The following is a 12529-nucleotide window of genomic DNA, read 5'->3' as shown; positions in this document are numbered from 1 at the left end:
ATAGTATTGTCTTCGTTGGGAACGGACCTAGAACCCCGATCCCAGCACCAACACACCGTGATCAGATCGGAAGGAATCCGTTGAGCGACAACACGATTCAGTGGTGGGTGCTCTACCGCTTCACCGCACTGAACAACTACCTGGACGGCTACCCCGAAACCACGCTTCCCCGGGGTGCGTCTGCGGACGCGATAACCCTCTGGGAACCGTCGATCGTGCGCCTGCTGGCGGACATGACCACGGGCAGCGATCCGTGCGTGTTCTGCTTCGAGCGTCAGCAGGTCATCTGTCCCGGGATGAGGATGCACGTTGCGATTGAGCGCGACCGGGCCGAACTGGAAGCTGGCGCCCTGCTCTCCACGGCCGTGGTCGAGCTTCCCGAAGGGCTGGGCTGGCAGCTCGCCATGCACGCGATCAAGCGCCTGATCCTTACTCGGAAGGTCATCTCCCAGCAGTAGCCGGGCGCTTGCCCGCTCGGGGTGGCGGACGCGGAAGTTGTTCCGCCGCCCCGTCTTCCAGTATTGCCCGGCAGGGAACCGGGCAGGCCGCTCGGCTGCCGGGCCGCGAAACGCGAGCCTGAGAGGGAAGCATCACCATGACCGACCACAATGGACACATCCACTCGACCCGGGTATGGGTTGTCTACAGCTTGCCTGAACCGCCACAGCCTCCGATTCCGTTGGTGTTGTGGACCATGCCGGTTCGGCCGGACGACAACCAGCCGTGCCGCCAGTGCCACCGGATCGGCCGCGAAGGGCCGTGCCCCGGCTCGCGGGCGCACGCCTACGCGCAGCACGCCCGACTGAGCCTGGCAACGAGCATCCGACCACTCAAGGTCGACGTGTTCGAGCTGCCCCCGCACGTGTCCGTCCTGATGTGCGCAACGCATCTGTACGCGCTGATTGTCAAGCGTGCCAAGGAAGACGGGCCACCGGCGGCCGGAGAGGCTGACGAACAGAGCTAGCCGGGATCGGAGTTTGTTCGAGGGGTGATCCGCCCAGCACTGAAAACGTGGGGTGGGTCACCCCCTCTCCACCTTCCTCGTGTCGCTAAGTTCGGATAGTATTCTTCTTGTCGGGAACGGAACTAGAACCCCGCTCCCGACAACCACAACCCACCGTGATCACTCGGAAGGAACCACCACAATGGCCACCAACACCAACATCGCCGACCGGGTCCGCAAGCTGCTCGACAAGGCCGAGGACGCCGCCGTCACCCCCGAAGAGGCGCAGACCTACGCCGCCAAGGCGGCCGAGCTGATCGCCAAGCACAACCTTGACCAGGCCACCCTGCGCCACCGCGAGGGCAAGCGACCGGAGCCGATCAAGCTGCTCCAGTTCGAGGTCTCCGGCCAGGGCTGGCACGGCAAGGCCCGCGCCTCGCTGGTCTACACGGTCGCCGAAGCACATGGCTGCTCGGTGTGCACGATGGGCAACAAGATGAACGGCAACGCCCGATGGGTCCTGATCATGGGTCCGGCGGCGACGCTCAAGGCGCTGGAACTGCTGCTGCCTTCGATCCTGCTCCAGGCCGAATCGCAGGGCATGGCCGCCGCCCGTGCCCACATGGCCGAGCGCAAGGGCATGTTCGACACCCCCGCCAACGCCAACATCGAACGCCGCGTGTTCTTCCGCTCCTACCTCCCCGCCTACGGCAAGGGCGTGGCCGAGAAGATCACCGCCTCCCGCGAAGCGATGGCCGAGAAGGTCAAGGGCAAGCCCGGGGAACTGGTCCTGGTCACCGACGCTGAGCGCACCAAGGCAGCGTTCGACAAGAAGTTCCCGGAACTCGGGTTCAGCCGCGAGGACAGCCACAACGTCGCCGGAGCCGAGGCGGGCCGCCGCGACGGCCGCAACGCCGACACCGGACAGACCAAGGTCGGCAAGGCCAGCCGTGCCGCCGTCACCAGCTAGCCGACCCACCGCCCCGGCTCCGACTCGGAGCCGGGGCGGCCGTCTACCCTCGACGCCAGAACGACTAGGCCGAGTAGGGAGAGAGCACGTGATACCGGCGGGGCGCACGCTCATCACGCAGGAAGAGATCGCCGCGTTGTACGGCATGAGCTTGCGCACGGCGCAGCGCGCCAACCCTGCTCCCTGGGACCGGCCCGGACACCCGGCACCGGTCAACCCCGAACGCGGCAAGACGCACCGCAAGCTCTGGGACGCCGAGCAGGCCGAAGCCTTCGCGCGCGGCGAACCAGTGCCCGAGCTGCCCGCGCTCGGCAACCCGCACGATCTACTGGACCGGCCGGAGGCTGCCCAAGAAGCGGGCATGAGCACCGCTACCTGGACGCGTTACGAGAGCATGGAGCGGCAGAAGACCCGCGCGGAGGGGGAACGGCCGCTGGTTCCGGCGGCGGACGAAGAATTCGGCGGGGTGCCGTTCTGGTACCGCGCCACGGTCGAGACCTACCGCGCCGGCCGGGCGAACCCGGATCGCAAACGCGGCGGCGGACGTCCTGCTGGGCGGACAGATCGGGTTCCGCGCGCCGAGCTGGCCGCGCGCGTGGCCGAACTGCTGAACGAGCGGACCGAAGTCGGTGAGCCGCTGTCCACGGCGGAGATCGCCCGTCGTCTCGGCGTGAACTACCGGACGGCACAACGGCATGTCGCCGCCATCCGCGAACGGACCCCGGTTGCGCCTGACCAGGACCGAACGCTACATTGATCATGTTGGACCCGTGTGCGTGCACGGCGGTCCACTAAGCTTCAGTTGAGAGCCCCGGTTACTACCCTCCCCCCTCGGTAGCCGGGGCTCTCCCATGTCCGCGCTTCCTCTGACGGTCCCGCGCGGCCCCGTTCGATGGGGCGGGGTGACCGATCATGCCCGCCTGGTCCGGCAGCGACCGAGCCGCCCGCCTACCCCGAGACTGGCCACGTCGCCGTGCCCGCATCCTGCGCCGCGATCCGGTCTGCCGGGTGTGCCTGCTCGCACCCTCGACAGAGGTCGACCACGTCAACCCCGGTGACGACCACTCGGACGCGAACCTGCAAGGGATCTGCGCGCCGTGCCACGCCACCAAGAGCGGACGCGAAGGAGGCCGAGCCGCTGCTGCCCGGCGTCCGTCCGCGCGCCGTCCCGCTGACCCGCACCCCGGACTGATCGAGAGGTGAACACGTGCGCGTGCTCCTACTGCGCTCCCTCGGCGGACACCCCGCCCGCGCCATCGTCGACCAGGACCAGGCCGCCGCCGAATGGCTGCTGGCTGCTGGTCTGGCCGCCGCCGCACCCGACGCTGACCCCAAGCCCGCCGAGGATGAACCGGACGACCCGGCCGAGCCGCCGACCACCGAGCCGACCGATCCGGCCGAGCTTGTGACCAGCGAGTCTGCACGGCGCGGTCGTCGTCCGTCACGCACCGCCACCCCTGGGGGGTGACCCCTGCCTGCCCCGGCCGCCGCACCGGTTAGGCATAGCACCTCGCGGTCTGTACGAAACTCCGGCGATTTCGCCACGGCGGCATCCGGCCGGCACTGGCGGGCTCTGTCCCGCCACACCTCACCCGCTGGAGGTGATGCGCTATGGCCGCCACCTCACCCCGTCCCCGGACCAAGGATGCCCGCGAACCCGACTTCCGTCCGCTCACCGACGTCCCCCGCCTCGACCAGCTCTCTGCCCGAACCCTTGCCCGCCGGTGCCGCGGAGCTGCCTCCGCCGGGCGGACCGCACGCTGACCCCGCCGTGCCACTGCTCGTGGCGCCCTGCAGCTGGCACGCCGCCCAGTACGCCGTGCTGCGCTGGCACTACTCGCAGAAGATGCCGCGCAGCAAGATCGCTCCGTTCGGCGTCTGGGAACACGGCGAGTTCACCGGCGTGGTGATGTTCGGCCGATCCGCCACGGCCGCGCTCGGCAGTCCCTACGGCCTCGACCAGACCGAATGCGTCGAGCTGCTGCGTGTCGCATTGCGCCCGCACCAGCGCCCGGTGACACAGATGGTTGCCGCCAGCCTGCGGCAGCTCCGTGCCGCCTGCCCCGGCCTGCGGCTGATCGTGTCCTACGCCGATACCGCCCAGGGGCACCGAGGCGGCATCTACCAGGCCGGGAACTGGATCTACACCGGCACGACCAACCCCACGAACGCGTCTTACGTCGTTCACGGGCAGCTGGTGCACGGGCGGACGCTGCGCCACATGGCGGTCCATCGGCCGGCCGGGGAGACCGCCGAGGAGTTCGTCCGGCGGACCGTGGACCCGCACGTGCGCCGAGTGGTCGAGAGCACGGTGAAACACCGCTACCTGTACCCGCTCGACCGCGCGATGCGTCGGCAGGTCACCCCGCTGGCGAAGCCGTATCCCGCCGCTCCCGCCTGAATGAAGGGGGTGAGCCGTGGCTATCACCGGACGGCCCCCCTCGGCCAACCCGCGCAACCGCAACCCGAAGGCTTACGACTGGACCACCGTCGAAGCAGCCCCGTTCGACGGCGAGTCGCCGGACCTGCCGCCCAACGGCCGCAAGAAGTGGCACCCGGAAACGGTCGCATGGTGGGACGCGGTCCGACAGATGCCGCACTGCCGCCTCTGGACCGACACCGACTGGCGGTTCGCGATCGAAACCGCGGTACTGGTCGACGCCTTTTGGTGCGGCGAAGCCAACCGCGCCGCCGAGCTGCGGTTGCGCGCGGCCAAGCTCGGGCTCACCCACGAAGACCGGCTCAAGCTGCGCATCCGCTACGCCGCCCCGGACGGGGACACCGACGCCCCACCGGCTCCGGACGCGGCGGCGGTGACCCGGCTCGACGAGCGGCGCCGGAGGCTGTCCAGTGGCGCGTGAGCTGGTCTACGCCCCCGGCCACGATCGGGGACGCTCCCTCGGCTGGCTCGCCTCGGCCTGGACCGAGCACTTCACCGTGCACGGCCCCGGCGACGTCCAGGGCGAAGACGTCGACCTGGACGACGAGTTCGCCGGGTTCCTGGTCGACGCCTACGCACTCGACGTCCACGGCCGCCGCCAGTACAGCCGCGCCGTGCTCTCCCGCGCGAAGGGCCGCGCCAAGTCGGAGATCGCCGGGTTCGTCGGGCTGTTCGAGGCGTTCGGCCCGTGCCGGTTCTGCGGCTGGGCCACCGGCGGAGAGACCTACCGCTGGCGGGACTTCACCTACACCTACGAGCCCGGCGAACCGATGGGCCAGCCGCTCATTTACCCCTACATTCGTTGCCTGGCAACGGAAGAGAGCCAGACCGGCAACACCTACGACGTCATTCACTTCAACCTCACCGAAGGCCCGCTCAGCGAAGACCTGCCGAAAGACGCTGCCGGGTTGACCCGCGTCCTGCTGCCCGGCGGCGGGGAGATCGTCCCGTCAACCGCCAGCTCATCCGCGAAGAACGGCGGCAAGGAATCGCTCGCGATCTTCGACGAACCGCACCTGTACATCACGCCCGAGCTGCGGCGGATGTTCAAGACCGTGGACCGCAACCTGCGCAAGCGCAAGGCCGCCCAGCCTTGGGGCCTGCTGACGTCCACGATGTACCAGGCCGGTGAGGAATCGATCCTGGAAGCCCTCGACCAGCAGGCGAAGGCGATTCGGGAGGGACGCACCCGCTCGGCGCGGCTGCTGTGGGACCACCGCGAGGCTCCCGCCGACGTCGACCTGACCGACCTGGACGCGATGGTGGCGGCGCTGCGGGAGGTCTACGGCCCGGCCGCCGACTGGATGGACCTGCCCGGCATCGTCGAGAACGAGTTCTGGGACCTGACAAAGGCCCCGGAGGAGTCGCGCCGGTACTTCTTCAACCAGCGCTCTTCGGCGGCAACAGCGTGGACGACCGACCCGGAGTGGACTGCCTGCCACGACCCCGAGCGGCCTGCTCTGCTCGACGGCGACACGGTGGTCATGTTCTTCGACGGGTCGAAGAACGACGACGCTACCGGCTTGGTGGCGGTGCGCATGTCCGATGGGCATGCCGCTGTCCTGCACTGCCAGGAGAAGCCCGAGGGTCCCGCCGGTGCCGGCTGGGAGGTCGACCGGGCGGCCGCCGACCTGGCGGTCCGCACCGCGTTCGACCGGTTCGACGTGGTGGGGTTCTTCGCCGACGTCCGCGAGTTCGAGTCCTACGTTGACGCGTGGGCGTTCGAGTTCGGGGACCAGCTGCTGGTTGACGCGACCACCGGCCGCAGCCGCTCGGCCGTGGCGTTCGACATGCGCGCCAAGGTCCCCGAGTTCGCTCCGGCCGTGAGTCGGACGCTGGCGGAGATCAAGCAGAAGGCCCTGACCCACGACGGTGACCCCCGGCTCAAGCGGCACGTGCTCAACGCCCGTCGCCAGCCGACCCGCTACGGCGTGCTCATCCGCAAGGAAGCGCGGGACTCACCGCACAAGATCGACCTCGCCGTGTGCTTGATCGGCGCTCGTCATGTCCGCCGCCTGGTGCTCGCCTCCCCGGAATGGGCAAAGCGCGGACGTAAACGCACTGGCCGACTGCGAGTCTTCACATGAGGAGTCAGAAGCCGTATCACCTGCGCGTTTCGCGCGGCATCTGATATTGAAAAGGTCGTTCGATCTTGTAGTGCTCCAATGGGTTGACGGGAATCTCCTCCACTTTTCCGGTAGCCCGGCGGATCCAGTGGCAGCCAAATCGATCCGTGCACGCGATTTCCACACCTGGTCGACCTTGCAAAATGCCAGTGTCGAATCTTGTCAGAACTTCCCATTTTCCAGGCGGAAGAGCGCCAACTACTGCACACTTCTCGTTCCCATACTCGGGTTTGCCGTCCTGCAGTGCTTCCTCTCCTGAGTGGGCACCGGTACCTTGGATAAATACTGGAAAGACCACAACATTATAAAACTGCTCACTTGAGGAGTTTAATAGCTTGATCGGATAGACTGGGTCCATGACTGCATCACTCCTGCTCGGCCAGGCCGAGAGGTGAGAAAAATGCTCGCGTCGCTCTCGCTCTGATTGAGCGTTGCTCTCGCGTCGCATTGCCCGTCCATCCCTTATTGCTATTCCTAAGGCGACGACGACGGCTGCAATGGTTCCTACTGCGCCCGCCCATTCGCCGGACGCAGCCCACCAATCAGGTTGTCTATATTTGGTCAGCCAGCGCCAAGCGTCATTGATGATGGTGCTGAATACTAAGTAGATCTCTCCGGTGATCAAGACCGTGAGTGCGGCATTTCTAATCCATTGGAGGGCTCTCCGGCTAGGTCGATCTCGCTCAATCACAGTCCTGCTCCAGCTTGATGATGATCCAGTTCGCGCGGCAGTGATCGTACCTGTTGCCGCCACCAGCTCGTCATTTAAGGAGGCGCCCGCCCGTTGCTACCTCCGTCAAGTGCGTCAGACATTGCACGTCGGATCGAAGCTGTCTGGCCGGACCAGGCCCGCAACAACCGGATTCACCGCTACGTCCAGGGTGATCATGATCTGCCGTTTGCGCCCCGCTCGGCGCGGCGCGCGTACCGCTGGCTGCTCGACCGGTCACGGACGAACTGGTGCCGCTTGCTGATGCAGCTGCTGGCGCAGAACCTGTTCGTGGACGGCTACCGCGCGCTCGGCGACGACCAGGCGGACGAGCCGCAGGGTTGGTCGCACTGGAACCAGAACGGCCTGGCACGCCGCCAGGCCGCGGTTCACCGGGCGACACTGAAATACGGCTGGTCGTACACGACCGTCCTGCCGGGCGACACGGCCCCGGTCATCCGGGGCGTCTCGCCGCGCAACATGACCGCGGTCTACGCCGACGACGCAGACCCGTGGCCGGTCTACGCGCTCCAGCGGAAAACGTCCTGGACGCCGGACGGGCCGCGCCAGGTCTACCGGCTGTTCGACGACCAGGCCGTGTACACCCTCGCCGAGAACGACCCCGGCGACGGCCCGGCCTACCTCGACCACGCCGAACACGGCCTGGGCGTCTGCCCGGTCGTCCGGTTCCTCGACGAAGACGACCTCGACGCCGACAGCCCCGGCGTGGTCGCTCCGGTCCTCGACATTCAGGACCGGCTCAACTACCAGACGTTCCTGCTCATGACGACCGGCGAGCACGGCGCGCACCGGCAGCGCTGGGCCGCCGGACTGGAGCTCGACGACGACGAAGAACCGCCGATCGGCCCGGACCGGCTGCTGCACAGCGACTCCCCGGAGACGCGGTTCGGGACGTTCGACTCCACCGACATGTCCGGCTACGTCGCCGTGCTGGAACAGATCCTGCGGCACCTGGCCGCGATCACCCAGACCCCGGCGTGGGCGCTGCACGGGTCGCTGTCGAACCTGGCCGCCGACACGATCGACGCCGCCGACGCCGGGCTACAGCGCCGGGTCGGCGAGCGGAAGACCTCCTACGGCGAGTCGTGGCAGCAGACGCTGCGGCTGTCCTGCCTCGCCGCCGGGGATGAGGCCGGCTGGCTGGACACCACGGCGGTCGTGCGCTGGCGCGACACCTCGACCCGCTCCCTGGCGGCCGTGGTCGACGCCTGGGGCAAGGCCGTGCAGATGCTCGACGTTCCCGCCCGAGCGACCTGGGAACGCCTCCCCGGCGTCACCGACCAGGACGTCCGTCGCTGGGAGCAGATGCCCGCCAACCTCGACGGGCACGCGCTGCTGGCCGACACCCTGGCCCGCGCCACCGACCCCACCGGGCAGTGACCCGGTGGCCAGCACCCCGGCCGGACGCGCGGCCAGCACAGCGCACCGGCTCGCTCAAGGCCGTGTATCGGCGCGGGTCGTGGCTGACGTCCTCGGCATCTGGCAATCGCTCGACCCGCTCCGGCTGACCGATCCCGGCTGGACCGGGCAAGTCCTGTCCGCACTCGCGCGGCACCGTGCCGACTCCGCCGAGCTGGCCGCGAACTACTACCGCGACTTCCGGCGGGCCGAGGTTCCCGCGGCTGCGGCGTTCGCGCCGCCCGCCGCTGCGGCCGGCACTTCCTTGCCGTGGCGAAACCGCGCGCTCACCTCCCTGCGCGTCACCGGCACGCGCGTAGTCGCCCGGCTCATCCTCGGCGGCTGGGACCCTGCCTTGGCCCTGGACAAGGCCGGGCCCGGGGTCGCGGCGGCTAGCTCCCGCCACGTCCTCGCAGCCGGGCGTGACGTCGTGGACAACGCGCTGCGAGCCGACCCGGCCGCGCGCGGGTGGCTGCGGGTGACCGCCGCAGACCCGTGCTGGTTCTGCGCGATGCTCGCCAGCCGGGGCGCGGTCTACCTGTCTCAGCGCTCCGCCAGTACTCGAGGCGGCACCGACGAGCCGTATCACGACGGCTGCGGTTGCCAGGCCGAGCCAGTGTTCCGGACCGCTGTGCTGCCCGAGACCTCCCAGCGGTTCGCCGCGCTATGGGAGACCTCCACCGCAGGGCTGTCCGGCAAGGACGCCCGCAACGCCTTCCGTCGCGCTCACGCCGCCGCCCGTCGCGGCTGAAGCGCCCCAGACCGGCCGCCCGCCCGGATTCCCACGACAGCCCGAAAACAGCCGTCTCCCCGCTGTCGCGCATGAGGAAACCGGGCGGGTGGCCTCTCACCCTGCCCCACCCGCCAACCCCTTGGAGGTCCCGCAGTGCCCGAAACCCCTCCGGCCGAGCCCGCCCAGACCACCGAGCCCCCGGAGACGCCCGCAGCTCCGGCCGCTCCCACAGCGGCGATTGCCCAGCAGCCGGCCCCGGCGGCCGAGCAGCCCGCCGAACCCGCCGAGCTGACGAGCCTGCGCGAGCAGGCCCACCAGCTCACCGAACAGGCCGCCGCCGCGCAGCAGCGCGCCGAGGCCGCGGAACTGGACCTCGCCCGGCTGACCGTGATCCGCACGGCGAAGCTGCCGGACGCGCTGGCCTCCCGGCTCACCGGCACGACCACCGAGGAACTGACCGCCGACGCCGCCGAGCTGGCCGGGGTCATCTCGGCCTTGGTCACGGCCGCCGCGCCGCCCGCCCGGACCACGGCCGGACGGCCACCGGTCGAGGCCCTGCGTCCGGCGGCCAGCGCTCCGGCCGAGCCGGTCGAGGACACGCCCGAGCAGATCAGCCGTCTGGTCTGGGGCAAGTAGCCGCGCTCCCTTCCCGCCCACCCGTCAACGTCTGGAGAACCGCACCCGCCTATGGCCAACAAGTTCCTCACCCCCAAGCAGATCGCGTCCGCCTCGATCGCGGCCCTGGCCCAGCAGACCGTGCTGGCCGGGACCGCGTGGCGTGACGCCGAAGCCGACTTCACCGGCAAGCAGGGCGACACCGTCACCGTCCGGACCGATACCGTCGTCGGTCCGGCCCGGACGTTCAACCGTGCCGAGAACAAGCCCATCGTGGTCGACGACGCCGAAGAGAAGTCGGTGGACGTCAAGCTGGACACCTACCTGTACAAGGGCATCAACCTGCCCGACGAGCAGTTGACCTTGCAGGTCAAGGACTTCACGAAGCAGGTTGCCACCCCGCAGGCCAAGAGCGTGGCCATCGGGGTGGAAACGATGGTCGCCGGGCAGATGAACGCCCTGCCCTCGACCATCACCGTCAAGTCCGACGGCACCGACATTCACACCCAGCTGGTCCGGGCCCGTGCCCTGCTGAACAAGGCGGGCGTACCGTTCGACCAGCGGTGGTTCGCCGTGTCGTCCGAGCTGGAATCCATGCTGCTCAACGACCCGCAGAAGCGGCTGGTCCCGTTCGACGCTTCCGGCTCGACCGAAGCGCTGCGCGAGGCGATCATCGGTCGCCTCTACGGCTTCACCGTCCTGCCGAGCAACTACCTGGCGGACGGCTCCGGCGTCGCCTACCACACCACGGCGTTCCCGCTGGTGACCCGCGCCCTGGAAGTGCCGGCCGGGGCGACCTTCGGCCAGGCGATGACCTACGGCGGGTTCGCCATGCGGCTGATCCGCGACTACGACCCGGGTTTCCAGCAGGACCGTTCGGTGGTCTCGACGCTGGCGGGCACCAGCACGACCGTGGACGACGGCTCGGTCAAGCGCGCCGTGCGGTTCACCACCGCGCCCGCCGCGTGACCGAAGCCGCGGAGCCGGACCCGCTGGCGACCCTCACACAGCTGAAGGCCCGCCCGGGGATCGCCCTCACCAGTCCCGACGCCGAGGCCCGCGCACTCACCGCGCTGGTCGACGCCTCGAACCTGGTGCGCGCCGAGCTGCCGCCCGCGCTGCTCACCCCGACCGTCCCGCCCGCCGTCGTCACCATCGTGTGCCAGGCGGCGGGCCGGGCGGTGCGCAACCCCGAGGGCTACAGCTCCGAAACCGCAGGCCAGTACACCTACCGCTACGGCGACGACGCCACCTCCGGGGTCTACCTCACCGATCACGACCACAAGGTCCTGCGGCGCCTGGCCCGCCGCAGCGGCCTGCGCTCGGTCCGGACCCCCTACGCAGCAGAGCCGGACGACCGCGGCCCCGTCACGCTGCCGGTCCTCGGTCCGGACGGCCAGCTGGCCGAGCCGTTCCCCTGGGAGGAGCCCCCGCCCTGAACCTGCCCCACCAGCTGATCGTCATCACACCCCGGGAAGTGCCCGACGCCTACGACAACCCGGCTCCGGCGCCGGACTACGGACCGGACGCGCCCCGGCGCGCCGTGGCCGGCCTCCTGCTCCCGCGCGGCGGCGGCACCGAGCCGTCCCCGGGGCGGGTTGCGATCACCGGCGCGTGGTGGCTGCTGACCACCGAGCCGATCCGCGCCCGCGAACGCGTCATCGTCGACGGCCGCACGTTCGCCGTCGAGGGTGAGCCCGCCCGGTTCGAGCCCCGGCCTGGGTTCCTGCACTACGAAACCGTCCTGACCCACACGGAGGGCTGACCCCTGGCGCTGCCCAGCATCTTCGGAATCACGATCGACTCGGACGGCGCGCGCGAGCTGCTGAACTCCCCGGAAGTCGCCGAGGCCGTGCGCGCGGCCGCGCAGCGGGTCGCCGACACCGCCAGCGCACAAGGCCACCGCGTCACCGGCGGGGAAGCGTTGCCGGTGGAAGTCATCACCGAGCCCGCCACCGACCGGGTCTCCGCCACGGTCGCGATCCAGCACGCGGCCGGGGTCGGTATGGAGGCCCGGCACGGCGTACTTAAGCGAGCCGCCGAGGCCAACGGCTTCGAGGTGACCGGCCTCGAACCCGGCGACGGCGGGTGAGCCCGCTACCACCGGTCCCGCTCGACGTCGCCGGACTGGTCGTGCGCCGTCTGCGCGTCCAGCTCGCTACTGTGACCGACCCGGCCGCCGAGCTGGTGCAGGTCTCCACCGAGACCGGGCGCGGCCACGACGGCGGACCAACGTCGCTGCCGTGGCTGCTGGTCGCCGAGGACGGACACCGCTGGGACTGGCCCGCCGTCCAGCGCACCGTCATCCGGCTGACCTGCTGGCACCGCGACACCCACACCGCGAAACGGCTCGCCGGGATCGCCCTCGGCCTGCTTTGTGCCCCGCAGCCGGCCGGGGCGCTGCTACGCGGCGAACCCGTCTCCGCACCGATCGGCGGTATCGATCCTTACACCGCTGCACCGCTGGCGACAGTCAGCCTGACCGCCTACGCCCGGACACCGTTCGGGCCCTGACCCGGCTTGGAGGCCCGCGCCTCCACCGGCGCGACTCCGTGCCGCTGGGAGGATTTCCGT

The 12529-nt window shown here is 69.7% G+C and carries 18 protein-coding genes; 17 read left to right on the top strand and 1 reads right to left on the bottom strand.

Going from position 1 to position 12529, the window contains the following annotated elements; translation table 11 throughout:
- The first annotated feature begins 80 nt into the window (after positions 1–80).
- From AB0M93_RS37610 to AB0M93_RS37570, 9 genes are all read left to right on the top strand, one after another.
- A complete protein-coding gene (locus AB0M93_RS37610) occupies positions 81–458 on the top strand; it encodes a hypothetical protein (protein WP_364283213.1) in 378 nt (125 codons plus the stop codon).
- Between the two features lie 137 nt (positions 459–595).
- Positions 596–964, top strand: coding sequence for a hypothetical protein (locus tag AB0M93_RS37605; RefSeq protein WP_364283210.1), 369 nt, complete (start codon positions 596–598; stop codon positions 962–964).
- 181 nt (positions 965–1145) lie between these two features.
- A complete protein-coding gene (locus tag AB0M93_RS37600) occupies positions 1146–1913 on the top strand; it encodes a DUF2786 domain-containing protein (RefSeq protein ID WP_364283207.1) in 768 nt (255 codons plus the stop codon).
- 88 nt (positions 1914–2001) lie between these two features.
- Positions 2002–2670, top strand: a complete 669-nt coding sequence (locus AB0M93_RS37595) for a hypothetical protein (protein WP_364283204.1) — start codon at positions 2002–2004, stop codon at positions 2668–2670.
- 155 nt (positions 2671–2825) lie between these two features.
- The gene (locus AB0M93_RS37590; RefSeq protein WP_364283201.1) at positions 2826–3116 is read left to right on the top strand and encodes an HNH endonuclease signature motif containing protein; all 291 of its coding nucleotides are present in this window, start codon (positions 2826–2828) and stop codon (positions 3114–3116) included.
- Positions 3117–3120: 4 nt separating this feature from the next.
- On the top strand, positions 3121–3381 hold the full coding sequence (locus AB0M93_RS37585; RefSeq protein ID WP_364283198.1) for a hypothetical protein: 261 nt from the start codon (positions 3121–3123) through the stop codon (positions 3379–3381).
- Between the two features lie 303 nt (positions 3382–3684).
- A complete protein-coding gene (locus AB0M93_RS37580; RefSeq protein WP_364283195.1) occupies positions 3685–4314 on the top strand; it encodes a hypothetical protein in 630 nt (209 codons plus the stop codon).
- Between the two features lie 16 nt (positions 4315–4330).
- Positions 4331–4774, top strand: a complete 444-nt coding sequence (locus AB0M93_RS37575) for a hypothetical protein (protein WP_364283192.1) — start codon at positions 4331–4333, stop codon at positions 4772–4774.
- A complete protein-coding gene (locus AB0M93_RS37570; protein WP_364283189.1) occupies positions 4764–6440 on the top strand; it encodes a Terminase in 1677 nt (558 codons plus the stop codon). Before AB0M93_RS37575 ends, AB0M93_RS37570 begins: the two co-directional genes overlap by 11 nt.
- Positions 6441–6456: 16 nt before the next feature.
- On the opposite strand, the gene AB0M93_RS37565 is transcribed toward AB0M93_RS37570, so the two are convergent.
- A complete protein-coding gene (locus AB0M93_RS37565) occupies positions 6457–7104 on the bottom strand; it encodes a hypothetical protein (protein WP_364283186.1) in 648 nt (215 codons plus the stop codon).
- A gap of 159 nt (positions 7105–7263) precedes the next feature.
- Here AB0M93_RS37565 and AB0M93_RS37560 point away from each other — a divergent pair, with 159 nt between their 5' ends.
- The 8 genes from AB0M93_RS37560 (at position 7264) to AB0M93_RS37525 (ending at position 12469) form a co-directional block, all read left to right on the top strand.
- Complete coding sequence (locus AB0M93_RS37560) at positions 7264–8589, top strand: phage portal protein (RefSeq protein WP_364283183.1); 1326 nt, start codon at positions 7264–7266, stop codon at positions 8587–8589.
- Between the two features lie 79 nt (positions 8590–8668).
- A complete protein-coding gene (locus AB0M93_RS37555) occupies positions 8669–9358 on the top strand; it encodes a hypothetical protein (protein WP_364283180.1) in 690 nt (229 codons plus the stop codon).
- A 135-nt stretch (positions 9359–9493) separates the two neighbouring features.
- Positions 9494–9976, top strand: a complete 483-nt coding sequence (locus tag AB0M93_RS37550; protein WP_364283177.1) for a hypothetical protein — start codon at positions 9494–9496, stop codon at positions 9974–9976.
- A gap of 51 nt (positions 9977–10027) precedes the next feature.
- Positions 10028–10924 (top strand): hypothetical protein, encoded by an 897-nt coding sequence (locus AB0M93_RS37545; protein WP_364283174.1) that lies wholly within the window; start codon positions 10028–10030, stop codon positions 10922–10924.
- Complete coding sequence (locus AB0M93_RS37540) at positions 10921–11394, top strand: hypothetical protein (protein WP_364283171.1); 474 nt, start codon at positions 10921–10923, stop codon at positions 11392–11394. The genes AB0M93_RS37545 and AB0M93_RS37540 overlap by 4 nt, the downstream gene beginning before the upstream one ends.
- 38 nt (positions 11395–11432) lie before the next feature.
- Positions 11433–11720 carry a hypothetical protein gene (locus tag AB0M93_RS37535; protein WP_364283168.1) on the top strand — a complete coding sequence of 96 codons (288 nt, stop codon included), beginning with the start codon at positions 11433–11435 and terminating at the stop codon, positions 11718–11720.
- A gap of 87 nt (positions 11721–11807) precedes the next feature.
- A complete protein-coding gene (locus AB0M93_RS37530; protein WP_364283165.1) occupies positions 11808–12047 on the top strand; it encodes a hypothetical protein in 240 nt (79 codons plus the stop codon).
- A complete protein-coding gene (locus AB0M93_RS37525) occupies positions 12044–12469 on the top strand; it encodes a hypothetical protein (RefSeq protein ID WP_364283162.1) in 426 nt (141 codons plus the stop codon). Before AB0M93_RS37530 ends, AB0M93_RS37525 begins: the two co-directional genes overlap by 4 nt.
- Positions 12470–12529 lie beyond the last annotated feature (60 nt).

The sequence above is a fragment of the Amycolatopsis sp. NPDC051102 genome, from assembly GCF_040682815.1.
In the GTDB taxonomy this organism is placed as follows: domain Bacteria; phylum Actinomycetota; class Actinomycetes; order Mycobacteriales; family Pseudonocardiaceae; genus Amycolatopsis.
The sequence above is the reverse complement of the archived record's forward strand: the minus strand, read 5'-3'. Positions and strand labels throughout refer to the sequence as shown.